This window comes from Pseudomonas gingeri (assembly GCF_013386115.1).
Taxonomy (GTDB): Bacteria; Pseudomonadota; Gammaproteobacteria; order Pseudomonadales; family Pseudomonadaceae; genus Aquipseudomonas; species Aquipseudomonas gingeri.
In genome coordinates, this window is the sequence record NZ_JACAOR010000014.1 from 141,150 (window position 1) to 166,054 (window position 24,905).

At 61.7% G+C, this 24,905-nt stretch carries 22 protein-coding genes; 13 read left to right on the forward strand and 9 right to left on the reverse strand.

The window, feature by feature from the left end; all coding sequences use genetic code 11:
* Positions 1-148: 148 nt before the first annotated feature.
* The 4 genes from HX881_RS27560 to HX881_RS27575 form a co-directional block, all read right to left on the reverse strand.
* A complete protein-coding gene (locus HX881_RS27560; RefSeq protein WP_177087624.1) occupies positions 149-2,050 on the reverse strand; it encodes an acyl-CoA synthetase in 1,902 nt (633 codons plus the stop codon).
* On the reverse strand, positions 2,050-3,003 hold the full coding sequence (locus HX881_RS27565) for a fumarylacetoacetate hydrolase family protein (RefSeq protein ID WP_177087626.1): 954 nt from the start codon (positions 3,001-3,003) through the stop codon (positions 2,050-2,052). The genes HX881_RS27560 and HX881_RS27565 overlap by 1 nt, the downstream gene beginning before the upstream one ends.
* 86 nt (positions 3,004-3,089) lie before the next feature.
* Entirely contained in the window at positions 3,090-4,178 is a 1,089-nt protein-coding gene (locus tag HX881_RS27570; RefSeq protein WP_177087627.1) for a VOC family protein, read from the reverse strand.
* Between the two features lie 87 nt (positions 4,179-4,265).
* Complete coding sequence (locus HX881_RS27575; RefSeq protein ID WP_017128128.1) at positions 4,266-4,880, reverse strand: TetR/AcrR family transcriptional regulator; 615 nt, start codon at positions 4,878-4,880, stop codon at positions 4,266-4,268.
* Positions 4,881-5,154: 274 nt separating this feature from the next.
* Here HX881_RS27575 and HX881_RS27580 point away from each other — a divergent pair, with 274 nt between their 5' ends.
* Positions 5,155-6,228: an amidohydrolase family protein gene (locus HX881_RS27580; protein ID WP_017128129.1), complete on the forward strand. Its 1,074-nt coding sequence runs from the start codon at positions 5,155-5,157 to the stop codon at positions 6,226-6,228.
* Between the two features lie 61 nt (positions 6,229-6,289).
* On the opposite strand, the gene HX881_RS27585 is transcribed toward HX881_RS27580, so the two are convergent.
* The 4 genes from HX881_RS27585 to HX881_RS27600 all read right to left on the reverse strand — a co-directional run bounded on the left by HX881_RS27585 (position 6,290) and on the right by HX881_RS27600 (position 11,187).
* Complete coding sequence (locus tag HX881_RS27585; RefSeq protein ID WP_177087629.1) at positions 6,290-6,949, reverse strand: TetR/AcrR family transcriptional regulator; 660 nt, start codon at positions 6,947-6,949, stop codon at positions 6,290-6,292.
* A gap of 81 nt (positions 6,950-7,030) precedes the next feature.
* Entirely contained in the window at positions 7,031-8,626 is a 1,596-nt protein-coding gene (mhpA, locus tag HX881_RS27590) for a bifunctional 3-(3-hydroxy-phenyl)propionate/3-hydroxycinnamic acid hydroxylase MhpA (protein ID WP_177087631.1), read from the reverse strand.
* Positions 8,627-8,956: 330 nt separating this feature from the next.
* On the reverse strand, positions 8,957-10,408 hold the full coding sequence (gene gabD, locus HX881_RS27595) for an NADP-dependent succinate-semialdehyde dehydrogenase (RefSeq protein ID WP_177087632.1): 1,452 nt from the start codon (positions 10,406-10,408) through the stop codon (positions 8,957-8,959).
* 41 nt (positions 10,409-10,449) lie between these two features.
* On the reverse strand, positions 10,450-11,187 hold the full coding sequence (locus HX881_RS27600) for an SDR family NAD(P)-dependent oxidoreductase (RefSeq protein WP_017128133.1): 738 nt from the start codon (positions 11,185-11,187) through the stop codon (positions 10,450-10,452).
* Between the two features lie 292 nt (positions 11,188-11,479).
* Here HX881_RS27600 and HX881_RS27605 point away from each other — a divergent pair, with 292 nt between their 5' ends.
* Genes HX881_RS27605 through HX881_RS27620 form a run of 4 tightly spaced genes read left to right on the forward strand, consistent with a single transcriptional unit; the run spans position 11,480 to position 15,810 of the window.
* Positions 11,480-12,571 (forward strand): ABC transporter ATP-binding protein, encoded by a 1,092-nt coding sequence (locus HX881_RS27605; RefSeq protein ID WP_042936194.1) that lies wholly within the window; start codon positions 11,480-11,482, stop codon positions 12,569-12,571.
* Between the two features lie 54 nt (positions 12,572-12,625).
* A complete protein-coding gene (locus HX881_RS27610) occupies positions 12,626-13,654 on the forward strand; it encodes an ABC transporter substrate-binding protein (RefSeq protein ID WP_017128135.1) in 1,029 nt (342 codons plus the stop codon).
* A gap of 60 nt (positions 13,655-13,714) precedes the next feature.
* Positions 13,715-14,977: an ABC transporter permease gene (locus HX881_RS27615; RefSeq protein WP_177087634.1), complete on the forward strand. Its 1,263-nt coding sequence runs from the start codon at positions 13,715-13,717 to the stop codon at positions 14,975-14,977.
* 5 nt (positions 14,978-14,982) lie between these two features.
* Positions 14,983-15,810: an ABC transporter permease gene (locus HX881_RS27620; protein WP_244861753.1), complete on the forward strand. Its 828-nt coding sequence runs from the start codon at positions 14,983-14,985 to the stop codon at positions 15,808-15,810.
* Between the two features lie 75 nt (positions 15,811-15,885).
* On the opposite strand, the gene HX881_RS27625 is transcribed toward HX881_RS27620, so the two are convergent.
* On the reverse strand, positions 15,886-17,256 hold the full coding sequence (locus HX881_RS27625; protein WP_177087636.1) for an aspartate aminotransferase family protein: 1,371 nt from the start codon (positions 17,254-17,256) through the stop codon (positions 15,886-15,888).
* Positions 17,257-17,415: 159 nt separating this feature from the next.
* Between HX881_RS27625 and HX881_RS27630 the strand changes: the two genes are divergently transcribed.
* The 8 genes from HX881_RS27630 to HX881_RS27665 all read left to right on the forward strand — a co-directional run bounded on the left by HX881_RS27630 (position 17,416) and on the right by HX881_RS27665 (position 24,878).
* The gene (locus HX881_RS27630; protein WP_042936195.1) at positions 17,416-18,081 is read left to right on the forward strand and encodes a GntR family transcriptional regulator; all 666 of its coding nucleotides are present in this window, start codon (positions 17,416-17,418) and stop codon (positions 18,079-18,081) included.
* A 354-nt stretch (positions 18,082-18,435) separates the two neighbouring features.
* The gene (locus tag HX881_RS27635) at positions 18,436-19,290 is read left to right on the forward strand and encodes an ABC transporter substrate-binding protein (protein ID WP_017128140.1); all 855 of its coding nucleotides are present in this window, start codon (positions 18,436-18,438) and stop codon (positions 19,288-19,290) included.
* An 83-nt stretch (positions 19,291-19,373) separates the two neighbouring features.
* Positions 19,374-20,882 (forward strand): amino acid ABC transporter permease/ATP-binding protein, encoded by a 1,509-nt coding sequence (locus HX881_RS33020; RefSeq protein ID WP_017128141.1) that lies wholly within the window; start codon positions 19,374-19,376, stop codon positions 20,880-20,882.
* A gap of 17 nt (positions 20,883-20,899) precedes the next feature.
* Complete coding sequence (locus tag HX881_RS27645) at positions 20,900-21,565, forward strand: GntR family transcriptional regulator (protein ID WP_017128142.1); 666 nt, start codon at positions 20,900-20,902, stop codon at positions 21,563-21,565.
* Positions 21,566-21,579: 14 nt separating this feature from the next.
* Positions 21,580-22,431, forward strand: coding sequence for an urea carboxylase-associated family protein (locus HX881_RS27650; protein WP_017128143.1), 852 nt, complete (start codon positions 21,580-21,582; stop codon positions 22,429-22,431).
* A 79-nt stretch (positions 22,432-22,510) separates the two neighbouring features.
* Positions 22,511-23,263: a 5-oxoprolinase subunit PxpA gene (locus tag HX881_RS27655; protein WP_017128144.1), complete on the forward strand. Its 753-nt coding sequence runs from the start codon at positions 22,511-22,513 to the stop codon at positions 23,261-23,263.
* Positions 23,260-23,964: a 5-oxoprolinase subunit B family protein gene (locus HX881_RS27660; protein ID WP_103033016.1), complete on the forward strand. Its 705-nt coding sequence runs from the start codon at positions 23,260-23,262 to the stop codon at positions 23,962-23,964. Before HX881_RS27655 ends, HX881_RS27660 begins: the two co-directional genes overlap by 4 nt.
* Positions 23,961-24,878 carry a 5-oxoprolinase subunit C family protein gene (locus tag HX881_RS27665; protein WP_177087638.1) on the forward strand — a complete coding sequence of 306 codons (918 nt, stop codon included), beginning with the start codon at positions 23,961-23,963 and terminating at the stop codon, positions 24,876-24,878. The genes HX881_RS27660 and HX881_RS27665 overlap by 4 nt, the downstream gene beginning before the upstream one ends.
* Positions 24,879-24,905: the final 27 nt, after the last annotated feature.

Here is a 24,905-nt window from a genome sequence, read left to right on the forward strand (position 1 = left end):
CCCTGTACGGTTTTCAAGGCGCAGCAGGTCTCCGCAGGCCATGGCAGGGACATGGCCGGTTCTCGGTGCTCAGTGGGTGGTGCTCAAAGGTCAGGTTGCGGGTGGCAGTAATCGCCTCTTCGAGTCGGCGGGCAGCGGTGGGCCCGGCTTAGCCGAGCCATTCGATCTGAAAGCTGTAGCGTCCCAGCAGGGGCATCAGCCGTTCGCGATGGGCGCCGGCGGCAATGTGCGCCACCAGCCCGCGACGCGGGTCTTGCAGCACGTTCACGCTGACGTCCTGCACTCCGGCGTTGCTCGCCTCCTGGCGTACGACCCTGGCGATCTCCAGTTGCTGCAAGGCCGGTTTGAAGATCTTGCCGACCGGGGTGACCGGCAGTGCCTCGAGGATCTCGATGCGCTTGGGCACGGCCGAGCGTTCGCAAATGGCCTGTCCGGCAAACGCCAGCAAGGTCGCGGCCGTGCAGCGCTGGCCAGGCTTGAGCTGGACGTAGGCGACAGGGACTTCGCCGGAATAGGCATCGGGGCAACCGACGGCTGCAACCAGGGCGACGGCCGGATGTGCCTGCAATGCTTCTTCAATCTGTTTCGGGTCGATGTTGTGGCCGCCGCGGATGATCAGTTCCTTCTTGCGTCCGGTCAGCCAGAAATAGCCATCGGCATCCTGGCGTCCCAGGTCGCCGGTGTTCAGCCAGCGCTGACCGTCAATCTCTATCCACAAACCCTGGTTGTGCTCGGCCTGCAGATAGCCGATAAACACGTTGGGACCATGAATGGCGATCACCCCGACTTCGTCGCTCATCGCATCGCGCAGGTAGCCACCGTGTTCATCCAGTATCACTGCGCGCATGTCCTGATAGGGCAGGCGTAGGCCGATGGAGCCGATTTTCCGTTCGCCGCCCGCGGGGTTGCACGACGACACACAGGCGCCCTCGGTAAGGCCATAGCCTTCGAGGATCGGTACGCCGATTTGTGTTTCGAAATCCTTGAACAGCTCTACCGGCATCGGTGCCGCACCACACAAGGCGCTTTGCAGGCTGCCGAGATCGTGTCCTTTCACCGGTTGTTGCAACAGCGCGGAATACACGGTGGGAACACCGGAGAAAAAGTTGATCCTGAAGTGCTCGACCATCGCCCAGAAGCCCGGGATAACCCCGGCGCCGCGGTACCCTTGAGGTGTGCCGATAACCACTTGATCGCCTTGGGTCCAAGGCATCAGGCCGGTGACCAGTTGGCCGTTGACATGGAACAGGGGCAAACCGCAGAAAATCACCAGGCCGGGTTCCCGGGGTTCCATATTGCGAGCCATGGCCCATGCATTGAAGACTTCGGAGCCGTGGCTGCGCACGGCAATTTTCGGCAGACCCGTGGTCCCACCCGTGCAGAAGTAGGAAGACGGATCTTCGGCGCGAATCTGTCTGCCGCTGTTCAAGCTCCGATGTGGCTGTTTCTTCATCAGGCCGCGCAGGTCGGCGATCGCCAGATGGCGGTAGCGGGCCTTTTCCCTGCGGGCCATCCAGCGCAACGCCAGGCCCTTCAACGTGCCCACATAGGGCGCCATGCTGACCCAGATCACTTGCCTGACGCTGGGTAGCTGCTCCAGTTGCGCCGCGAGCCTGGGCCACAGATCGCTGCCGGGCGTCGGTGCCAGGGTGACCACGATCCTGGCCTTGGCGGCGCGCAGCAGGTCGCCCATCTGCGAGGCTTCCAGCAGTGGATTGACCGCCATGACGATGCCTGTCGCCTCGCCGCCCCAGATGATGAAATGGGTTTCCGGCAAGTTGGGCAGAATGAAGGCGATGACGTCATCGGGGCCCAGTCCGAGCCCGTGAAACGCATTGGCGGCACGGGTAATGTCGTTGAACAGCTCGGCGTAGCTCCAGTCGTGGGTCTGCTGGAAATGCCGTGCATCGAGAAAGAAGCGCAAGGCGGGCGCATCGGGACGATCCCTGGCACACCTCGCCAAGGCTTCATAGGTACTCGCTGCCAGTCCCTGACGATTGAGTGGGGTGCGTTCCAGCGCCTGTATATCGGCCAGGTTGGTCATCGCCATCAGGCTTGCTCCACCACGAGATTACGCTGGGTGCCCAGGTCGATCTGGCCATCGCTGCTGCGAATGCTGGCCTCGACGACATCGCCGGCCTTGAGGTACTGCGTGCGGCCTTCCTGGGCTTTCAGAAACAGTTTCCACTTCACGGCCTCCGGGAGCAGGGCGCCGATTCGCTGTTTCGCGGGCGAAGGCACGGTGAGCGCGCAACCGGCGGGGGTGCCGGTGGCAATCAGGTCGCCGGCGTTGAAGTCCTGGAGTCCGGACAGCTCGCTGAGGGTTTCCGCCGGTCCGTACACCAGGTTGGCAGTGCTGTCGTTTTGTCGAACCTGTCCATTGACCGTGAGGCGCAGTTGCAGGTTTTTCAGGTGATGCATGTCGTGCGCTTCCAGCAGGCACAGGTAAGGCCCGACCGGGCCGAAGGTGCGGAAGCTTTTGCCCTTGTAGAACTGCATTTGCGGAATCTGGATATCGCGGGCCGAATAGTCATTGACCACCACCACGCCGGCGACGAATTCGTGCAGGTTCTGGTCGGTGACGGTGACCTTGCCCGTGATGGCGCGTTTGAGCACCAGGCCCAACTCGATTTCATAATCGAGAAAGCGCACGTTGCGGGGTTTGATCAGTTCACTGTCGGCGGCGACGATGCAACTGGTGGCTTTGGTGAAGATCATGTTGAAGTGCTTGGCGTCGGGGTCCATGCCTGATTCGATCATGTGCTGACGGTAGTTGGCGCCCTGGCAGACAAACTGTTGGTCGCGGGTGACTGGCGAAAGCAGCTTGACGGCGGTCAGGGGCAGATCGCCCTGGTTCATCCGGGCCAGTTCGGTGACGTTGGTGTTGTTGATGAATTCGCCGGTACTGGCGTAGTCACCGGCGATCACGGTGATCCTGGCGGCGTGAATCACGCCCCATTGCGCGCGATTCTGGTATTCGAAGCGGATTACATGCACTGCCATGACAGGGGCTCCCGAGGCGTCGATCGGCTGATGCTGCATGGCATCAGATTGTTGTTGTGCTGCGTTTGAAATCGTTGCCAACGGCCTCAGCCGAACAGGCGCGCCAGGGTGACCAGCTTGCGAAAGGTCAGGTCTGGGCTGTGCCTGAGGTTGTGAATCAATGCGCGGATGGCGCGCAGGGTCATCTTCGGCTTGGTGAAGCTGCGGGGCATGCGCTCGCCCCACTGCGCCATGGCCTGGGCACTGATGCGGTGCAACTCGGTTGGCTGCTCCTGGGTGAACAGATCGCCATCGCAGTAGTGCTCATGTTTGTCGCCCCAGGGATCTTGCCAGTAGTCGAAAATCTGGCTGCCGAGAATGTGCCGGCCGATACCCCAGGCGTGCACCCAGCCCCGCTCGCGCAGGATGCGTTGACCCATGCCGACCGCGTCCGCGTCGACCACTTCATAGGCACTGTGGCTGTAGGCGGGCATGAAGCCTTGCGCCAGGGCCAGGGTGTGATGGTCCGCCGGGGTATCGCCGAGGTCCAGGCGCATGAAGGTCACCGCCGGTGAGCCGTCAGGCAGCACCTGCACATCGCTGGGAATCAATCCGAAATGTTCCGTGTACCAGGCGCACGTCGCCTGGTAGTCGGCCACTTCCAGCACCACATGCCCCAGCTTGAGAATCTCCGGAGCGCTGGCCGGGGGGCGTTGGGTGGCGTTGATGCGCGGGAGTTGTTCGGCCACGTTGAAGGGCAGGGGAGCCCGGTGCTGCAAGGGCTTGACCGGCACTTGCCCGTGGATGGCCTCCACCACGAACCCCGACGGATCACGCAGGCACACCCGCTCGCCGCCGCCCGGTTGGGGCTGCTCCTCAACCCCTGAAGCACCGGGCAGGCGCGCCAGTCTGAGCAGGTCTTCCCGTGTCGCGACGGCCAGTGCGAAGCCGACAAAGCGCGCTTCGTCAGCCTTCTCGATGCGGTAGCAATAAGCGGCACTGTCGGTGCCGCGCAGATACAGCGTATCGGTCGCCCGATGGCTGACGGTGAGGCCGAAATCGCGCAGGAACCGTTCCGCCTTGACCAGATCCGGGCGCTGGAAAATCAGGTAGGCAAGCCGCTGGGCCTTTACCGTCGGGTGCGGGTGGCGCGCCGGCTGCGGGGTGGCAAGGGTCAGGGTCTGGCGATTGCTCATTCTTGTTCTCCAAAGCTTTTTTCAGGCAAAAGCTGCCCGTCGCCCCTGAAAACACAGGGGGCGGGCCCATCGGGACTCAGTCGTGAATCAGCCGGAAGGCGGCAGCGGCGGCAGCTCCACGGTGGCCAGCACACGGGCGTCTTCAATGCTCACGCCCAACGCCCGCAATATCAGTTCGGCCGTATCGGTGCCGGCATCCCGCCAGGTCTTCAGGCCTTCCAGCACCAGGAACATCGAACCGAGGACGCTGCTGGCAATAAACGAAATGATCGTGACCATCTGTTCCTGGCGAAAGTGGTAGCGGCCGATGCCCAAACCGTGGATCAGGTCCGGGACGGCCTGGCTGGAGAACATTTCCCGCAGAGCCAGGTTGCTCAGCGCGAAGCGACTCATGAAGGCGCCCCAGTGTGGCTCTTCATGGGTGCGACGGATAAACAGGCGGATGCCGTTGGCCAGGCGCTGCGCGGGGTCTTCAAGGCTATCGATGCTCTTTTTGACGCGCTGGTGCATGTCTGCGCTGAGCTGGCTGGCGACCTGCTCGAACAGTTTGTCCATCGTCTCGACGTTGTTGTAGATGGTGCCGCGCGCCACGCCCGCTTCCTGGGCAAGGTCGCTGATGTTGACCTGACTGATGCCTTTCTCGGCAAACAGGCGCAAGGCCGCCTGATGGATGCGTCGCTGCACCGGGTTCAATGACTCCACAAGCTCTCTCCACCATTCGAATCTGAAGCTATTGAACGTCACTGTTCAGTTTGAGTCAATCGTGTATTTCGAGGTGGAATCCTGTTTTTAACGAAATTTCTCACGTAATTATTGATTTAGAGCGGTTATGGCTTTTTATCCTGATTTTAACCTGGGTGTTTAAGTGACAGGTTCGATTGACGAATATGAACACGGGTGTTCATTATGTTGCGTGAGTGTTTTATCGTGGGCTACCACGGCCAGGTTGCGACTGTTCTCGCCAGGAATAACAACAATGCCCCTCAAGCAAGGCCTTATCGACGTACACCATCACATCATTCCCCCCGCGTTCCGCGATGCCATCCACGAGCGGGGCATGGAGCGCCACGCCGGTGCGCTCCTGCCCGGATGGACGCCCGAACAGTCGATCGATGTCATGGACATGAATGGTATCCAGCGTGCCATTACCTCCATCTCCACACCCGGTGTGCATCTGGGCGACGGGGTGGAGCAGGCGCGGCAACTGGCGCGGGACTGCAACGAATACGCGGCGAAGATGCGCGATGATTTCCCGGAGCGCTTTGGCAACTTTGCGGTACTGCCCATGCCGTTCACCGAAGCCGCTTGTGGCGAAGCGATCTATGCGCTGGACGTGCTCAAGGCCGAGGGCATCGTGCTATTCGGCAGCACCGACGGGGTGTTTCTGGGCGACCCGCGTCTTGACGAGCTGATGAGTGAGCTGGATCGTCGCGGCACGGTAGTGTTCGTTCACCCCAACCTGCACAGGAGCAGTGAGCAACTGGGTTTCAAGACCCCCGGTTTCCTGATCGAGTTTCTCTGCGATACCACTCGCGGGGCGGTCAATCTGATCCTGACCGGGACAATGGAGAAATACCCTCGTATTCGCTGGATCCTTGCCCACGGTGGTGGCTTCCTTCCCTATGTCGCCTGGCGTGTTTCCCTGGCCAACGCCATGCCGCAATTTCAGCAGCTGGCTCCCCAGGGCATTCTCACCTACATCCGCCGTTTCTACTTCGATACAGCGCTGTCGCCGTCGCGTTACTCGATGGCCGCGCTCAAGGAGCTGGTCGAGCCCGATCACATTCTCTTTGGCAGCGATTTTCCGTTTGCCCCGGCTCCCGCCACCAGCCTGCAATGCCAGACCCTGGAAGCAAACACCCTGTGGTCCGCCGACGAGCATTACGGAATCAATCGTGGGCATGCGCTGCGTCTGTTTCCCCAATACCGGCAGCCGGGGGAAGTCGTGCAGGCAGCGCCCATCTATGCTGGCGAATCTTTTTCCAGCCGGCTCAAACGCAGCCTGACCAGGCCGGTTGGCGCGTTGGCCGAGCGCATGCGTAATCGTTGACGGCGGCGCTTGGGGTCAGTCAACCATCCTGATAACCAGCCGAGTGCCGAGGTCGGCGCGCTTACTCGCCGGCTCGCGGCAAAGGATGGGTGGCGAGTTTTCTGGCCTTGGCCGGGGTGGCGCCCAGGGCTTTAAGCACCATCTCGGCGACTTTCTCATCATGTTGCTCGACTGCACGGCCCTCGATCGCACTGCGCATGCCTCCTGTGGCACAGGCAATGACCAGGTCCAGGGCCACGCTTTCGTCGGTAAATGACAGGTGCCCCTGTTCTGCGCCACTGCGAAGATCCGCCTGGACGTGCATCGCGAGCTTTGAGCGCAGACCTTTATCAAAGTGCACGATCCGCACCAGCGCACTGGCCCAGTCCGGGTCGGCAATCGCACGCAGGATAAACATGCGCACACCGATCGCAACGCGCTGGGCGCCGTTATCAATACCTGCGCTCAAGCGGGAAATGTCTTCGGAGAACTCGCTGGCCATGGCGATCCCCACGGCCTCCGCGACCTCTTCGCGGGTGCGGAAGTAGTTATAGATGGTGCCGGTGGATACCTGCGCTTCTTCAGCCAGTTCCAGCAGGCCCGTTTCAAGCACGTCCTTGCGGGCGAATACCCGCAGCGCGGCATCCAGCAGGCCCTGGCGCGTGCGCTCCTTTTTCTTGTGGCCTCGGGTCAGGGGGGCCAGGGTATCGGTGGACTGTTCGGCGTCGGCTTTTTTGCTCATTGGAATGCCTGGAGATTTATTGCGCGGCTGGATGAAAGATCAGTGATAGTAATCAGATTACCGTCAATATTGCTGATCTTTTCAATTAACCAGCAGGGCCATGCAGGCTTTTGCCAGGTCATTTGCCTGGCCCGCTGCGCCGCTATGCATCACGATCCGGTCGGGGCGAACGATCAGCAGCGAATGAGCCGGCAGGCATTTCAGCAACTCGCCGCTCAAGTCCTCGACCCAATGAGTGTCTGAATGACCCCGTTGGCCACGCTGGACGATCTGCAGATACCCGCCACCATGAGCCTGCCATTGTTCATGGGTGGCGGGTTCAAGTTGTTGGCGCGGGTCGGTGCCGAAACCGATCAGGGTCATTTGATCGCCCAGTACATCGTCACTCAAGACGATTCCGTGGCGCGGATCGCGTACCAGGCATTGGCTCAACAGGCCGCCGACAGGAAGGGACTTCGTCCTGCGCTGTTGGCTGAACAGTCCCTTCCTGAAACGGTTCTTCGGTTTGATGTCCAGCTCTTCGAACAGCCGGCGTGTGGGCGGGAACAGCGTCAGTGATTTCATCACCCCATGGATCAACAAGGCGACCAGGGCATTGCGCGGCATCACCGCACGCCCCATCAGTTTCGCCAGATCGATCATCTCCTTGGCATGGGGACGGCGTTCCTGATCATAGCTGTCGAGTATGCCGGGGGCTGCGCGGTTGTCGAGAACCCAGGCCAGTTTCCAGGCCAGGTTGCACGCGTCCCTCAGCCCGGCCACCAATCCCTGGCCGACAAAGGGCGGCGTAATGTGCGCCGCGTCGCCAATCAGAAATACCCGATCCTTTTGAAAACTTTCACAGCATCGCGCGTGGAAGCGGTACACCGCCGTGCGTTCGATACTCAAGTCGGCAGCCTTTACCCAGGGGGCCAACAGCTGCGCGATGCGATGCGGCTGCTCCATTTCCTCTCGCGTTTCCCCGGGCTGCAGCATGAACTCCCAGCGTTCCCGGCCGCCGGGCGCGGGCATGTGAGGGGTAGGGCGACGATGATCACAAAGAAACTCGACATGGTCGATCGCCTGCTCTTCGCGGCCATTGGCATCCACGATCAACCAGTCTTCGGCATAGGTCTGCCCGCTGAAATCCTGGCCAATCAGGTTGCGTACCCGTGACCCCGCACCGTCTGCGCCGATCAGGTATCTGGCGTTGACGGTAAATGTCTGGCCATCCTGATCCAGCACAAAGGCTTCCACGTGCTCGCCATGCTGCTGGACATCGAGCAACTCGTAACCCGTGCACGTGGTGATGCCGGGGTATTGCAGCAACCGGCTGCGCAACGCGTTTTCCAGGTCGGGTTGGTAAAAGGTCACCAGTTTGGGATGGCCGTCGATGCAGCCGCTGGTATTGGCGCGGCTGAACTGGCCCACCAGTGGACAGTGCATTTTGACTTCGGGAATAACCTGTTTATCGAAGGCGTCTTCAGGCAGGCCGATCAACTGCAGCATGCGCAAGGCTTCGTTATCCAGGGCAATAGCCCGTGGCATACGCAGTATCTCGTGCTGCCTGTCGATCACCAGGGCATTGACCTGATAACGCCCGAGCAGGGCCGCCAGCGCAGCACCCACCGGACCGAAGCCGACAATCAGTACGTCAGTCGAGATTGGCAGCGGGGTATTTTTATTGTTGTTTTCCATGGGAGACCGTGTGATTTCAGCGTCGTTGTGCGAGTTGCCACGATGGGCTCGTCAATTTCATGGGACAATATTCAATATTGAATAATAATTCAATATTGGATTTATTCTCATAAAATTGCGAGTGCGTGGGTTGCCCACGACCACACTGATCAGCACGGTGCCAAGGGTGTCTGTTCTTGCGGCTTTTGCATCGGTGCAGGGTTAGCACCAGGAATGTCAGGGGAGGGCTTCGCCGATGATCACCATCGGGCTTCGAGGCTTCGAGGCTTCGAGGCTTCGAGGCTTCCAGGCGGGCAGCGGATACCCGCCTGGAAAACCCCGGCTCGATCCTCAGATGCCGCCCAGGCACATGTATTTGATTTCCAGATAGTCTTCGATCCCGTACCTGGAGCCTTCACGACCCAGCCCGGAAGATTTCATGCCGCCGAAAGGTGCTGTTTCGGTGGAAATGATACCGGTGTTGATCCCGATGATTCCGTACTCCAGGGCTTCGGCCACACGGAATACCCGGGACAGGTCGCGGGCGAAGAAATAGGCCGCCAGGCCGAATTCGGTGTCGTTGGCCTGGGCCACCACGTCTGCTTCGTCGCTAAAGCGGAACAACGGGGCCAGTGGGCCAAAGGTTTCTTCCCGGGCAACCAGGGCGTCCCTGGGGACGTCCACCAGAATGGTCGGTTCGAAGTAGGTGCCGCCGAGCGCGTGGGGTTGGCCGCCGGCAACTACCCGGGCGCCTTTGCCGACGGCGTCGGCGATGTGTTCCTGGACTTTCAGGACCGCGTTTTCATCAATCAGCGGGCCGGTGGTCGTGCCTTCATCCAGGCCATTGCCCAGGCGCAGCCTGGCGACGGCGGCCTTCAGCTTGTCGGCGAACTCGTCGTAGACGCTGTCGTGGATATACAGGCGGTTGGCGCAGACGCATGTCTGGCCCGCATTGCGGTATTTGGACATCAGGGCGCCTGCGACAGCGGCATCGAGGTCGGCGTCCGCGAACACGATAAACGGCGAGTTGCCGCCGAGTTCGAGGGAGACTTTCTTGATGTCCCTGGCGCATTCGGCCATCAACTGGCGACCGATTTCGGTCGAGCCTGTGAACGACAGTTTGCGCACCGTCGGGTTGCCGGTCAGTTCCGCACCGATCTGTACTGCGGACCCGGTGACGACGCTGAGGACGCCTTCGGGAATGCCCGCACGGGTAGCCAGTTCCGCCAGTGCCAGGGCCGAGAACGGGGTCTGGCTGGCAGGCTTGATCACCATGGTGCAACCGGCAGCCAGGGCCGGGCCGACCTTGCGGGTAATCATCGCGCAAGGGAAGTTCCAGGGCGTAATGGCCGCCGTCACCCCGATGGGTTGCTTGATCACCAGTAGCCGCTTGTCCGGCTGATGGCCTGGAATGATATCGCCGTAGACGCGCTTGCCTTCTTCGGCGAACCATTCGATGAACGAGGCGGCGTAGGCAATTTCGCCCTTTGCCTCGGCCAGCGGCTTGCCCTGTTCAAGGGTCATCAGGCGGGCGAGGTCGTCCTGGTTCGCCATGATCAACTCGAACCAGCGACGCAATACCGTCGCACGGTCCTTGGCCGTCCGGGCGCGCCAGGCGGGCAGGGCTTTCTCGGCGGCTTCAATGGCGCGGCGGGTTTCCGCGGCGCCCATTTTTGGCACGCTGCCCAGGATCTCGCCCGTCGCCGGGTTGTTCACCTTGATCTGTTGGCCGTTGTCCGCATCGTTCCAGACACCGGCGATATAGGCTTGTTGGCGGAACAGACTGCTATCTCGCAAATTCATACAGGACTCCAGTGGGTAGCATGTAAGGGACGAAGGACGACTCAGACGTGCTGGCCGCCGTTGACTTCGATTTCGGCACCATTGATGTAGGAAGCGCCGCTGGTGCAAAGGAAATGAATGAGCGACGCCACCTCTTCGGGCTTGCCGAGCCGGTGCATCGGAATGTTGCGTTCGACGATGTCCTGGGTGCCCGGGGAAAGGATCGATGTATCGATTTCACCCGGGGCGATGGCGTTCACCCGGATGCCGTGCCGGCCGTAGTCATAGGCCATTTCCCGGGTCAGCGCGGACAGGGCCGCCTTTGAGGTGGCGTAGGCAACCCCGGCAAAGGGGTGAACCCTGGAGCCGGCAATGGAGGTGACATTAATGATGGTGCCTCGCGCCGCCTTCAGCTCTTCGAACAGGCCTCGGGCGAGCAGGGCGGTGGAAAACAGATTGACGTTGAAGACCCGCATCCAGGTCGCATAGTCGGTTTCCAGGACACCCAGTCGACCGCCCTCGGGTCCTTTGGGGCTGATCCCGGCGTTATCGACAAACGCATGCAGTTTGCCGTCGCCCAGCTTTTCCTTGATCAGGCCGATACTGGCTTCGATGCTGCCAATATCTTCCAGGTCCAGGTGGATGTGGTTTTCCTGGCCGTCCGCCCAAGGGCATTCGGCTCCCCAGCTTTGGCGAGAGGCGGTGAATACACGCCAGCCTGCCGCGTTGAAGTGTTTGACGGTGGCGTGCCCGATGCCTCGACTGGCACCTGTCAGCAGCAACGTTTTTTTCTCGCTCATGGATCGGATCCTCGAAACATCGTTGTTTTGATGCTTGATGCATCATGTTTCTAACGGTGATCGCTGTCAACCGATTCTTCCCGTCTCCCACTCCTGTGCCGCGCCTTTCTGGTGCACTCATTTTGCTCGCTTTTACGCCAACTCTCCCCTGGGCCGCCGGTTGGGAAATTGGCATGCATTATGCTGCATTCGTGAAATATAAAACATGATGCATCATGCTTCGAGGTGTGGTTAAAATGAAAACGCGCAAAACCGAGCTCCAATTCCAGAACAACAAAAAACAGGTGAAGCCATGAATACAGCCTCTCCTTATGTCCGCTTCCGAGGCGTGCAGAAGAGCTATGACGGCGAACAGTTGGTGGTCAAGAAACTCGATCTGGACATCCAGCGCGGCGAGTTCCTCACATTGCTGGGGCCTTCGGGGTCGGGGAAAACCACCAGCCTGATGATGCTGGCGGGTTTTGAAACGCCCACCGAGGGCGAGATTCTGCTCGACGGCCAGCCATTGCATACGGTGGCGCCGCACAAGCGCGGGATCGGGATGGTGTTTCAGAATTACGCACTGTTCCCGCACATGACCGTTGCCCGCAACCTGGCGTTCCCGTTGAAGGTCAGGCGCCTGGGCCGCGCCGATATCGAGCTGAAAGTCAGGCGGGCCCTGGACATGGTCCAGCTCGGACATCTGGCCGATCGTTATCCGGCCCAGCTTTCCGGTGGGCAGCAGCAACGCATCGCGCTGGCTCGTGCGCTGGTCTTCGAGCCGAGCCTGGTGCTGATGGACGAACCTCTGGGGGCCCTGGACAAACAGCTGCGGGAACAGATGCAGCTCGAGATCCGTCGCCTGCACCGCCAGTTGGGTCTGACCGTGGTATTCGTCACCCATGACCAGGCCGAGGCGTTGACCTTGTCCGATCGCGTCGCGGTATTCAACGATGGCGTGATCCAGCAGATCGATACCCCGAAAGCGCTGTACGAGCACCCCGGCAATTCTTTCGTCGCCCATTTCATCGGTGAAAACAACGCACTGCCCGGCACGGTCATTTCCGTGTCAGGGCCGGAGTGCCGGGTGCGCCTGGCCGATGGTTCCGAGGTCGGCGCCCGCGCCACGACGGCCTTGCCGGTGGGGGCATCGACCTCGCTGTCGATTCGACCGGAACGTGTCGGGCTCGACAAGCCATCTGCGAACAGTCTTCCCGGTCGCATCGAGGAACTGATCTACCTGGGCGATCACGTGCGGGTCAGGCTCAACGTCGCCGGCCAGAAAGAGTTCACCGCGAAAATCCCCATCGCCGAAATGCAGGACGGCTGGTCCACCGGCATTTCGCTCCCTGTCAGTTGGTTCAGCCACGACGCCAGCGCGCTGGATCCCCTGGTCGTTCATTAACGTCGGCCCTTCATTGAAAAGCATTGCCCCAAAACACTGCAGAGGAGCGTTTCCATGTTCAAGAAAATAGCGGTATTGGTGCTGATGGCTGGCGTGGCGAGCCAGGTTCAGGCCCAGCAACTGACGGTGGTGTCCTTCGGTGGACTCAACAAGCAGGCCCAGGAGAAGGCGTTCTACCAACCCTTCTCCAAAGCGAACAAAGTCGATATCGAGGCCGGTGAGTTCAACGGTGAAATGGCCAAGATCAAGGCCATGGTGGAAACCGGACAGGTGGGCTGGGATGTCGTCGAAGTCGAAAGTCCCGAGTTGGTGCGCGGCTGTAGCGAAGGCCTTTTCGAACCACTGGACTGGTCCAGGCTGGGCGATAAGAAACAGTTTGTCGATTCGGCGGTGAACGAGTGCGGAGCGGGGATTTTCATCTGGTCCACGGTACTGGCCTACGATGCGAAAAAACTGGCCAGGGCCCCCACGGGCTGGGCGGATTTCTGGGACGTGAAAACCTGGCCGGGCAAGCGCGCCCTGCGTAAATCCGCGAAGTTCACCCTGGAAATCGCCTTGCTCGCCGACGGGGTGTCGCCGGGGCAACTGTACAACGTGCTGGCGACTCCGGAAGGTGTCGACCGGGCGTTCAAGAAGCTCGATCAGATCAAGCCGAATATCCAGTGGTGGGAAGCCGGCGCGCAACCCATGCAATGGCTGGTTTCCGGCGATGTGGTCATGACCTCGGCCTACAACGGGCGAGTGACGGCGGCGCAGAAGGAAGGCCACCCGTTCTCGATCGTCTGGAATGGCAGTCTTTACGATCTCGACAGCTGGGCGATCGTCAAGGGTTCGAAGAACAAGGCCCTGGCCGAGCAATTCATTGCCTTTGCCGGCCGTCCCGAGAACCAGAAGGTATTCGCCGAGACCATCCCCTACGGCCCGACGAACACCTTGGCCATCGCGCAGATTGACGCCAAGGTCCGCCCCGATCTGCCAACCGCCCCGGAAAACCTCAAGGGTGCGCGAGGTGTGGATACCGAGTTCTGGATCGAGCACGGTGAAGAGTTGGAGCAACGCTTCAACGCCTGGGCGGCGAACTAATCAGTATCTACCGGCTTCGGTTTGCCTGAAGCCGGTTCAGCCTCACATCTGGAGACCAGCATGTCAGAAGTCAGCCTGACGGCTATCGATCACCCCACTGAAAAGTCCTCCTCGCTCAAGCAGCGGTTGCTGCATGCCGAAAGTGCTTATCGCAAACGCTCGATCCTGTTGATCGCCCCCCTGCTGCTTTTTCTACTGATCAGCTTCGTTTTTCCCATTGGCAACATCCTTTGGAAGAGCCTGGATAATCCTGAGGTCGGCAAGGCCCTGCCGAATACGCTTCAGGCATTGCAACACTGGGATGGCAAGGGACTGCCGGAAGAGAAGGTCTTCGCCGCCTTGCTCGGGGATCTGGCCGAAGCCAGGGCCCAGGGGCAGATCCCCGGCCTGATCAAGCGGCTCGGGTATGAGGACGGCCGCTATCGGACCCTGCTCTCGTTGACGTTGCGCAAGTTGCCCGATCCCGGTGCCGAGTCCATCAGCCGGGCCTTGATCGCGCAATCGACGATGTGGGCAGAGCCCGGCACCTGGCGCAGTATCCAGCGTGCGGGTCGACCGCTGACCGCTTACTACCTGTTGGCGGCATTCGACCGTCAGGTGGACGTCCAGACCGGCAATATTGTCGAGTTGCCGAAAGGGCAGGCGCTGTACCTGTCGGTGCTCTTGCGCACATTGTGGATGGCCAGCATCGTCACGCTGCTCTGTGTCTTGCTGGGCTATCCGGTGGCGTACTGGCTGGCCAGGCAGCCGAGCAGTCGCGCCAACCTGCTGCTGATCATGGTGTTGCTGCCGTTCTGGACCTCGTTGCTTGTGCGCACGGCGGGCTGGATCGTCCTGTTGCAGAACGGCGGGTTGATCAATAGCTCGCTGATCGGCCTCGGGTTGATCGAGCAGCCACTGCAACTGGTGTTCAACCGGGTCGGCGTGTACATCTCGATGACCCACATTCTCCTGCCGTTCGTGATCCTGCCGTTGTACGCGGTGATGAAGGGCATCTCGCCCAACTATGTGCGCGCGGCCGTTTCCCTGGGCGCCCATCCCTTCCGGGCGTTCTGGTCGGTGTACGTGCCGCAGACGTTTGCCGGGGTCACCGCGGGGGCGCTGCTGGTGTTCATCATGGCGATCGGTTACTACATCACGCCGGCGTTGCTGGGTGGTCCAGGCGATCAGATGCTCAGCTATTTCGTCGCGTTCTACACCAATACGACGATCAACTGGGGCATGGCGGCGGCACTGGGGAGCCAGTTGCTGATCATCGTCCTGCTGCTCTATTGGGTGTATTCGCGCATCACTCGTCCAGCCAACCCCGCCCAGCGTGCATGAGGTGTTTGATGAACCATCATTCCACATTGATCGAGCGCCTCTGGGCGCCGGTCTTCAGCCTGTTCAGTTTCAGCTTGCTGATCTTCCTGGTGGTGCCGATCCTGGTGATCGTGCCGCTGTCCTTCAACGAGGGCTCGTTCCTCAGTTATCCGTTGAGCGGGTTTTCCCTGCGTTGGTACCAGGAGTTCCTCGGTTCCCAGGAGTGGATGCGGGCACTGCGCAACAGCCTGGTGATCGCGCCGGCCGCGACCTTGCTGGCGACCGCGCTGGGAACCCTGGCGGCGGTCGGGCTGGCGCGGGGGGAGTTCCGCGGCAAGGGCCTGATCATGGCGATTCTGATTTCGCCGATGATCGCGCCCGTGGTGATCATCGCTGTCGCGCTGTATTTCTTTTTTGCCCAGCTGAATCTTCTCAACAGCTACCTGGGACTGGTGCTGGCCCATGCTGCGCTCGGCGTGCCATTCGTGGTGATAACGGTCGCCGCGACGTTGCAGGGTTACGACCGCAACTTTTCCCGTGCCGCCGCCAGCCTGGGGGCGACTCCCTTCATGGCGTTTCGCAAGGTGATGCTGCCGCTGATCGCACCTGGGGTGATCAGTGGCGCCTTGTTCGCGTTCGCCACTTCCTTCGATGAGGTGGTGGTCACGCTGTTCCTGGCGAGTCCCGCGCAGCGCACCCTGCCGATGCAGATGTTCGGCGGCATTCGCGAGAACCTCAATCCGACGATTGCGGCGGCAGCGACCTTGATGGTGGTGGCTTCCGCGATCCTGCTACTGCTGATGGAGTGGTTGCGTCGGCGCAATGAAAGGCTGCGTGGGACCCGTGTCATCTGAGTGCTCGCCAGCACCGGATTGCCGCAATAAAAAAAGGCCTGGTTCACACCAGGCCTTTTTGCTTGCCGCGTTCTGTCAGCCGTTGACCCACTTGCTGGTTTCGTCCAGGGCCATGCCGAATCGGTCGAGCAGCGACCGGACTTCGCTTTCCGAGATGATCAGGGGAGGGCAGAAGGCGATGGCATCGCCCATGTTGCGGGTGATCATGCCGTGCTCCTGGGCACGTCCCGCGAGGAAGCGCCCGAGCGTCCCTGGCGTTTCCAAGGGGGCCTTGGTAGCGCGATCGGCGACCAGCTCGACAGCGGCAATCAGGCCGGCGCCACGCACTTCACCCACCAGTGGGTGATCGCTGAAGTCCTGCAGGCCGCGACGCAGGATTTCGCCCATGTGCGCGGCCCGGGCGACGAGGTCTTCCTCATCGATGATCTTCAGGTTTTCCAGCGCGACAGCGGCCGCGACCGGGTGGCCGCCGCCGGTAAAGCCATGCCCCAGGGCGCCGAAGGCCTTGGTCTGGTCGGCGATGCCCTGGTAGACCCGATCGTTGATCAGGATGGCCGAGATCGGCTGGTAGGACGAAGAGAGCTGCTTGGACAGGATCATGATGTCCGGCTTGATGTCGTAGGTCTGGCTGCCGAACATGTTCCCGGTACGCCCAAACCCGCAAATCACCTCGTCCGCGACGACCAGGATGTCGTGCTTGCGGCACACCTTCTGGATTTTCTCCCAGTAGGTACGCGGCGGCACGATCACGCCGCCCGCGCCCATCAATGGCTCGCCGACGAAAGCGGCAATGGTTTCCGGGCCTTCGTGGACGATCAAGGCATCGAGTTCGGCCGCCAGGCGATCGGCAAACTGCTCTTCGGTTTCACCCGGCAGGGCGTTGCGGTAATGATGTGGATTGCCCACATGCAGGAAACCCGGGAGCGGCACATCGAAGCCGCGCTGGTTGGCCGGCAGGCCGGTCAGGCTGGCGCTGGCCAGGGTGATGCCGTGATAGCCGCCGATGCGGCTGATGAATTTCTTGCGCGCCGGCTTGCCTTGGGCGTTGTTGAGGTACCAGACCAGCTTGATCACGGTGTCGTTGGCTTCCGAGCCGGAGTTGGTGAAGAACACCTTGCTCATCGGCACCGGTGCCATGCCGATCAGTTTTTCGGCCAGCTGGATGCTCGGCGAGTGCGACTTGTGGCCGAACAGGTGATAGAACGGCAGCGTCGACATCTGCTTTTCGGCAGCGGCGACCAGGCGCTTGTTGCTGAAGCCCAGCGCCGCGCTCCAAAGCCCCGCCATGGCCTCGATGTACGGCTTGCCGTCCTCGTCAAAGACGAAAACCCCTTCACCTCTCTCAATGATCAGCGGGCCGACTTCCTGGTGGGCGCGGGCATTGGTGTAGGGGTGCAGGTGGTGGAGCATATCTTTCTGGGCCAGGGTGGAGCGTGTCTTGTTCATGGTCTTCTCGCTGGTTGGGGGAACGACACATGAATCATAATGCATGATGCATCATGTTGTGTAGCTGGTTTTTTCTCCCTGAAACCGCGATGATGTGGCTTGCTGCGGTCAGGTTGTCCCCAACCTGCCAGATAGAGCCTTCCTTCACTCGGATCTGATATGAGCTACCCAATCGGCGAAATTAAACACGCGTATCTAGGCACCAGCGTTTATTCCTCGCTGCGAGAAGCATTGGTTACCGGTAGGCTCAAGCCAGACGACAAACTGCGGATTCGAGACCTGGCCACCCAGTTGGGTACCAGCGTTACGCCAGTGCGCGACGCCATCCTGCAACTCGCCAAGGAACAGGCGCTGGTCATGCGGACCCCGAAAGACATCCGCGTGCCTTCCCTGACGCGCCAGCAATACCTGGAAATCCGCTCGGTACGCCTGGCCCTGGAAGGGCTGGCCGCGGAAGCGGCTGCCGCGATGGTCACCGATGAAGACCTGCAGCGGATCGAAGACAACATCCGGGCAAATGTCGACGCCATCCAGCGCGAGGACATGGCCGAGGCGCTGAAGCTCAACCAGGCGTTTCACTTCTTCTTTGCCGACATCGCCCAGATGCCGCTGCTGCGCGGCTTTCTCGACAGCCTGTGGATGCGCACGGGCCCGCTGCTGGCCCTGGCCTACGACCACTTTTCGGAGCGGGTCGCGATCGAACACCACTGGGAGGTCCTGGCGGCGCTCAAGGCGCGCAATGGCGCTGCCGCCAGGCAGGCCATTTGCACGGATATTCTCGACGGCAACGAGATGATGCTCGAGTTTATCGAGTCGCAGGTGTGAGGCGAAAAGGTCGTGAACCGCTACCGAGGGCGGCTTTAGGACCGTAGGCCGGGCACCAAGTCATCACGGCTGCTGCCGCCATTTCCGGTGGCAGGCCGTTTCCATTCGTAGCATCCCCCCGATAACGCCCACCCTCCAGCCGTCCCCGCCAAAACTACTTCCCATAATGTGGCATCCGGTAACGACTCGCACCGTCCGGGTGCGATTGTTGGTCCGAAAATCGGCATTTTCCAGACAATAAAATTCAAACGAAGACGATAAATCGTATCGTGGCACGGTATTAGCTTATTGGTTAAATCATGATTGTTGAACAATCGTGAATTCCATCTGGCTGTACCCACCGAGGATACGAACATGCAAAAAGCACTGACCGGCAAGAAAACCACGCGCCACCTGGTGGGGGCGCTGGCCCTGGCTTGCGTGGCCCCGCTGCTGTCCGCGGCGGAAATCAAGGGCACGCTCAAGCAGGGCGAGCTGTCGGTCGGTTCCGACCTGACCTATCCGCCCTATACCTACCTCGAGCAAAAGCAGCCCGCCGGTTTCGACCCCGAGTTCATGCAGTTGATGGGCAAGCAACTGGGGGTGACGCCGCGTTTTCTCGATACCCGTTTCGCCAACCTGATCCTCGGCGTCAATGCCCAGCGTTTCGACGTGGTCGCCTCGGCGCTGTACGTCACCCCGGAGCGCGCCAGGCAGGTGGATTTTCTCAGTTACCTCAAGACCGGCTCTTCATTGATGGTGCTCACCGCCAGCGACTTCCGCCCGCAACGTCCGGAAGATCTCTGTGGCAAGCGCGTGGGTTCGATCAAGGGCGCGTCCTGGGTGCCCAAGCTCGCCAAGGTTTCCGCCGAGTACTGTCTGCCCGCGGGCAAGCCGGCCATCGACTCGCGTGAATTCCCGACCTCGCCGGAAGTGGCCCAGGCCCTGCTGGCCAAGGCGGTCGACGTGCAGATGGAAGACCCCGCGGTCGCCAAGATCACCGTGCAGAAGCTGCAGGGCAAGACAGTGATCAGCTCCAGCGAACTGATCTATCCGGTGGTCATCGGCCTGGCCGTGCGCAAGGACAATCCGGCGCTGCTGCAGGAACTGACCACGGCCCTCGCGCAGATCCGGCAGAACGGCAGCTACGGCCAGTTGCTGGCCCGCTACAACCTGGACGAACCGACTGCCGGGGAAATCAGCGCGGCGCTGGGCACCCCGGCGCCTTGAGACAGGGCACCGAGAGCAAACGGTAGCGGATTCATCGATGCTTTCCCGCTTGTGGAAAGCTCACGGTAACGCGGAGTAAGTACATGCAATTCGATTGGCACTACACCTTGGGTCTGTTGTGGAGCGGCGACTTCTGGCGCGCGGTGGCGACCGTGGTCGAGCTGAGCCTGGAAACCTGGTTGCTGGGTATCGTCCTCGGCTTTTTCCTGGCCCTGGCCCGACAGTCGCAACGACGTTTGCTGCGGGATGCGGCCGGGCTGTACATCTGGTTTTTCCGCAGCCTGCCGCTGCTGGTCCTGCTGATCTTCGTCTACAACCTGCCCCAGGTGTTCCCGTCCACCAGCGTGCTGCTGTCCAACCCGTATTCGGCGGGCCTGATCGCCCTGGTCCTCAGCGAGGCGGCGTATATCGCCGAGATCCATCGCGGCGGCCTGCTGGCCGTGGCCAAGGGGCAACTGGAAGCGGGCAAGGCCCTGGGCGTCGGCTATCGTGGTGTACAGCGGCTGATCGTGGTGCCCCAGGCGCTGCGAGTCGCTTTGCCGACACTGGCGAACGAGTACATCACCATCGTCAAGCTGACGTCGTTGGTCTCGGTGATTTCCCTGTCGGAAATCCTCCTGGTGGGACAACAGCTCTATACCCAGAACTTCCTTGTCATGGAGACCATGTTCGCCGTGGCCTTCTACTACGTGCTGATCGTCACGGTGTTCAGTCGCCTGCTGCGGGTGCTGGAGAACCATCTGGACGTGACCCGGCGCAAACCGAAGGGCCTCGCGCCGGCCGAACTCGGGCAGGTGGCGACGGGGCGTGCCAGCGACCAGGCCGGGCGGGGTGAGTTTGCCCTGCAGGCGCGGGGCGTACGCAAGTCCTATGGCGAACTGGAAGTGCTCAAGGGGGTCGAGCTGAATGTGCGCTGGGGCGAGGTGGTGTCGATCATCGGGCCGTCGGGCTCGGGCAAGACTACGCTGATCCGGACCATGAACGGCCTGGAAAGCCTGGACCGTGGCGAGATCATCCTGCAGGGCCAGCCCTTTCTGCGGGGTACCAAGGAGGCGCAGGGCGCCCTGGGTGACAAGGTGCATATGCGCGGCATCGTCCATGTCGGCATGGTCTTCCAGGGCTTCAACCTGTTCCCGCACAAGACCGCGCTGGAGAACGTCATGCTCGCGCCGGTCTATCACGCCCATGGCGGCGGCGATGAGCTGCGCCTGTTGAGCCTGGCGCTGTTGCGCAAGGTGGGCATGCTCGAGCATGCCGGCAAGTACCCGCACCAGCTTTCCGGTGGCCAGCAGCAGCGCGTGGCGATTGCCCGGGCATTGGCCATGCGACCTTCGGTCATGCTCTTCGACGAGCCGACGTCGGCCCTGGATCCCGAGCTGGTCGGCGATGTCCTGGCGGTGATCGAGGACCTGGCCCGCGAAGGCATGACGATGGTGATCGTGACCCATGAAATGAACTTCGCCTTCAAGCTGTCGGACCGGGTGGTGTTCATGGAGGCGGGGGAGATCATCCAGAACGCCCCGCCGCGGGAAATGCTGGAACAGCGCAGCGAGCGCATGACCAGGTTCCTCAAAGACGTACAACTGGCGTGAGCCGAGGGAGTGCAACCGTGAGTCAATCCAAGGAAAAAAGCCTGTCGCTGCCGGACCAGGTCGCCATCGAGCTGCGCGAGGACATCATCGGCGGGCGCCTGTTGCCGGGCATGCCGCTGGTGGAAAGCGAGCTGGTCAATGCCTACAACGCTTCGCGCAACACGGTACGCGAGGCCCTGCACCAGCTGGGTCGCGAAGGCCTGACCAGCTATGTGCGCAACAAGGGCGTGATGGTGCGCCGGCTGGGTGTCGACGAAGTGCGCGATATCTTCAAGGTTCGCCGCACCCTCGAACTGCAGGCCATCGCCATGAGCAAGCCGCTGCGCGAGTACCAGTCCGACCTGATGCTCGAGGCCATCGAGGCCGCCCAACTGGCCCAGGACCGCGAGAACTGGCAGGCCTTCGGTACCCACAGCCTGCGCTTCCACCAGCATATCGTCGGGCTGATGCGCAGCCCGTTGTTCGATGAATTCTTCACCCATGTGGCGGCCCAGATGCGCCTGGTGTTTTCCAACGCGCCCAGCGAGGAAACCTTCCAGAAACCCTGGCTGGAACGCGACCGGCATATTCACGACCTGCTGGGCGACGGTCGCAAGAAGGAGGCCGAAGAAGCCATGAGCAGCTATCTCAACGATTCCGAACTGGTGCTGCTGGACATCCTCAGCAGCATCCCCAAACACTGAAGAGAGGAACCACCATGTACAAGGATTATCCAGCGGCCTACCAGGTCAGCAAAGGCGCCGCCCTGCAGGTCGACAAGGCGTTCTACGACCGCGTTCGTGACAACCGGGAAGGGCGCACGCTGATCGAGCAGTTCGAAGTGCCGATCCGCACCGGTCGTGCCTGGAAGGTCAAGGCCGGTGATGTGTTTCGCGTGACGACACCGGTCGGCCCGCAGGTCGGCGACTTCAACGTATGGAGCGCCAACGACCCCCGCGAGCGCATGTGGGCTGCCCGTACCCGCCAGTTGCAGGGCGCCCACGTCACCACCTACGACCGCTTGTGGTCGAACCTGCCGTTCCTGCGGCCGATGGTCACCATTACCGATGACAGCCTGGCCGGCTACGGCATCGACGAGCATGGCGGTCGCCTGCACGACCTGCTGGGCACCCGCTGCGATCCCTACGTGAACAAGATGCTCACCGGCGAGGACTTCCATCACCATTGCCATTCCAACCTGACCCGCGCCGTGTTGCCCCATGGCCTGACCGAGTTCGACGTGCACGACGTGCTGAACATCTTCCAGTGCACCGGCCTCAATCACGATGACATGTACTTCATGAAAGCCTGCCCGGCCAAGCAGGGCGACTACCTGGAATTCTTCGCCGAAATCGATCTGCTGTGCGCGCTGTCCACCTGCCCCGGGGGCGACCTGTCGTTGCCGATGTGGGGGCCTGACGCCGAAGATCCGTTGAAGGTCTGCCGTCCGCTGGGCGTGGAAATCTATCGTCTCGACGAATCGTTGCTGGAGGGTTGGAAACAACCCGAGCGCGCCAGCTACAACGGCAACCACGGCCTGCTGATCCCCAAGGCCGATTGGGAAAAGTAACGGCGGGGCCTGTCTCCACCCGGGGCTCACCGGCCCCGGGGGTTTTGCAGTTTGGCTGTACAGCCAGGAATCCATAACAATGACGATACCCTTACTGAATTGCGATATCGGTGAAAGCTTCGGTGCCTGGACCACGGGCTGCGACGCCGACATCATGCCCTTTATCGATTGCGCCAACATTGCCTGTGGTTTCCACGCCTCCGACCCCAGCACCATGCGCAAGACCGTGACCTTGGCGCTGGCCCACGAAGTGCGTATCGGTGCCCATCCGGCCTACCCGGACCTGGTGGGTTTCGGCCGCCGCTCCATGAACTGCTCGCCGCAGGAAGTCGAAGACCTGATGCTCTACCAGATCGGCGCACTGGACGGCATTTGTCGCGCCCAGGGGGGCCGGGTGCAGTACGTCAAGCCGCACGGCGCGCTGTACAACGACATGATGCGCGATGCCCGGCAACTGCGTGCGGTGTTCAAGGCCGTGGCCGCCTATGAGGGCGAATTGCGGTTGATGCTGATGGCCCAGCGTGACAACGGCACCGCCCTGGCCCTGAGCGCGGAATACGGTGTCCCGCTGTGGTTCGAGGCCTTTGCCGATCGCGCCTACGATCCGAGCGGGCACCTGGTTTCCCGGAGCGTGCGCGGTGCGGTTCATCATGACCCCGACACGGTGATCAACCAGGCCGTGACCCTGGCCCGTGGCGAAGACCTGATCGCCAGCGACGGCAGTGCCCTGAGCCTGCGGGTCGATACGATCTGCGTGCATGGCGACAACGACAGTTCGATCGCCGCCGTGCAGCGTATTCGCGTGGCTCTCGGGGAGTTGCGGCCGGTATGAGGATTCGCATCGAAATCGTTGCCATCGACTGCCTGATGGTCCGCCTGTTCGACGCCATCGACGAGGCGAACATGCCGTGGATGCTGGCGGCCTCGCGGCGTCTGCGCGAGCGCTTCGGCCTCGGTCTGATTGACCTGGTACCGTCCTACACCACGCTGCTGGTGCACTACGACCTGCGCCGGCTGCTGGCGGCGCAGGCCCGGCAGTTGATCGCCGAAGCGCTCGACGGTTTGCAACCGGATACCGGCGGCAGTGGTCGCAGCCACCGCCTGCCGACCTGGTACGACCCCAGGGTGGGGCCTGAGCTCAAGCGGTTGGCGCAGCGCAGCGGATTGTCCGTCGCCGAGGTGATCGAGCGTCACAGCCGCCATGAGTACCAGGTGTTTGCCTTGGGTTTTGTCCCTGGTTTTGCCTTTATGGGCCTGGTCGAGGAAAGCCTCGCCAGCCCGCGACTGAACACACCGCGCAAGCGCGTGGCGGCCGGCAGTGTCGGTATCGCCGAGCGCCAGACCGCGGCCTACCCGCAGGCCTCTCCCGGTGGCTGGAACCTGATCGGACGTACACCGGTAAAACTGTTCGACCACTCGCTGGAGGGCTACAGCCTGCTGCAACCCGGCGACCGGGTACGCTTCGAAGCTGTCTGCCATGACGAGTTCATCCGCCTGGGTGGCGACGACACACCGTTGGAGGCATTGCCATGAGTGGCTTGCGGGTAGAACGCAGTACTCCCCTGGTGCTGCTGCAGGACGCTGGCCGCTTCGGCATTCGCCAGCTTGGCGTGACCCAGGGTGGCGCCACCGATTGGATCTCGATGTCCTGGGCCAACTGGTTGCTGGGCAATCCGCTGGAGGCGGCGGTGATCGAGATCACCCTCGGAGGCCTGGAACTGATCGCCGGGGAGGATGTATGCCTGGCCCTGGCGGGTGCCGACCTCGATGCCAGTCTCGACGGCCAGCCGTTGCAACCCTGGCGCAGTTTCCTCGTGCGCCGTGGCCAGCGGTTGATCTTCAGCCAGCCGATCCGGGGGGCACGCGCCTACCTGGCGGCCCCGGGTGGTTTCGATGCAACGCCTGTCATGGGCAGCAAGGCCACCGTCTGCCGGGAAGGCCTGGGTGGTCTCGACGGCTCGGGGTTGGCGCTGGCGGCGGGGGATCGGCTGGCCTGGTCCGGCACTTCGCCGCAGCCTCGGGAACTGGAGGCGCATCGAGTCCCCGACCTGGGCTCGTCCAGGCCGCTGGAAACCGTGCTGGGCGCGCAGATCGCCGACTTCGCCGGGCAGAGTCTGTTCGATGCCTTCAACAGCGTCTGGCAGGTCGATTCGAGGGCTGACCGCATGGGCGTGCGCCTGCTCGGTCCGAGCTTGCATTACCAGGGCAAGGCGCTGATCTCCGAGGGCATTCCGCTGGGGGCTATCCAGGTGCCGCCAGATGGCCAGCCGATCATCCTGCTCAACGATCGCCAGACCATCGGCGGCTACCCACGCCTGGGGGCCCTGACTCCGCGCTCGCTGGCCCGCCTGGCGCAGTGCCTGCCGGGTGACAACCTGCGTCTGTCGCCGGTGGTCCAGGAGGTTGCGCAGGAGCAGCACCTGCGCCTCCTCGCGCAATGGCATTGACGCAAGCGCCGGCAACCACGTGCGTTT

Excerpts from the sequence above, each read along its gene's own strand:
- HX881_RS27580 (WP_017128129.1), top strand. The coding sequence starts at position 5,155 with ATGCCCCTCAAGCAAGGCCTTATCGACGTACACCATCACATCATTCCC.
- HX881_RS27570 (WP_177087627.1), bottom strand. The coding sequence starts at position 4,178 with ATGAGCAATCGCCAGACCCTGACCCTTGCCACCCCGCAGCCGGCGCGC.
- HX881_RS27635 (WP_017128140.1), top strand. The coding sequence starts at position 18,436 with ATGCAAAAAGCACTGACCGGCAAGAAAACCACGCGCCACCTGGTGGGG.
- HX881_RS27625 (WP_177087636.1), bottom strand. The coding sequence starts at position 17,256 with ATGAACAAGACACGCTCCACCCTGGCCCAGAAAGATATGCTCCACCAC.
- HX881_RS27565 (WP_177087626.1), bottom strand. The coding sequence starts at position 3,003 with ATGGCAGTGCATGTAATCCGCTTCGAATACCAGAATCGCGCGCAATGG.
- HX881_RS27655 (WP_017128144.1), top strand. The coding sequence starts at position 22,511 with ATGACGATACCCTTACTGAATTGCGATATCGGTGAAAGCTTCGGTGCC.
- HX881_RS27600 (WP_017128133.1), bottom strand. The coding sequence starts at position 11,187 with ATGAGCGAGAAAAAAACGTTGCTGCTGACAGGTGCCAGTCGAGGCATC.
- HX881_RS27650 (WP_017128143.1), top strand. The coding sequence starts at position 21,580 with ATGTACAAGGATTATCCAGCGGCCTACCAGGTCAGCAAAGGCGCCGCC.
- HX881_RS27630 (WP_042936195.1), top strand. The coding sequence starts at position 17,416 with ATGAGCTACCCAATCGGCGAAATTAAACACGCGTATCTAGGCACCAGC.
- HX881_RS27605 (WP_042936194.1), top strand. The coding sequence starts at position 11,480 with ATGAATACAGCCTCTCCTTATGTCCGCTTCCGAGGCGTGCAGAAGAGC.
- HX881_RS27585 (WP_177087629.1), bottom strand. The coding sequence starts at position 6,949 with ATGAGCAAAAAAGCCGACGCCGAACAGTCCACCGATACCCTGGCCCCC.
- HX881_RS27665 (WP_177087638.1), top strand. The coding sequence starts at position 23,961 with ATGAGTGGCTTGCGGGTAGAACGCAGTACTCCCCTGGTGCTGCTGCAG.
- mhpA (WP_177087631.1), bottom strand. The coding sequence starts at position 8,626 with ATGGAAAACAACAATAAAAATACCCCGCTGCCAATCTCGACTGACGTA.
- HX881_RS27610 (WP_017128135.1), top strand. The coding sequence starts at position 12,626 with ATGTTCAAGAAAATAGCGGTATTGGTGCTGATGGCTGGCGTGGCGAGC.
- HX881_RS27615 (WP_177087634.1), top strand. The coding sequence starts at position 13,715 with ATGTCAGAAGTCAGCCTGACGGCTATCGATCACCCCACTGAAAAGTCC.
- HX881_RS27660 (WP_103033016.1), top strand. The coding sequence starts at position 23,260 with ATGAGGATTCGCATCGAAATCGTTGCCATCGACTGCCTGATGGTCCGC.
- gabD (WP_177087632.1), bottom strand. The coding sequence starts at position 10,408 with ATGAATTTGCGAGATAGCAGTCTGTTCCGCCAACAAGCCTATATCGCC.
- HX881_RS33020 (WP_017128141.1), top strand. The coding sequence starts at position 19,374 with ATGCAATTCGATTGGCACTACACCTTGGGTCTGTTGTGGAGCGGCGAC.
- HX881_RS27560 (WP_177087624.1), bottom strand. The coding sequence starts at position 2,050 with ATGGCGATGACCAACCTGGCCGATATACAGGCGCTGGAACGCACCCCA.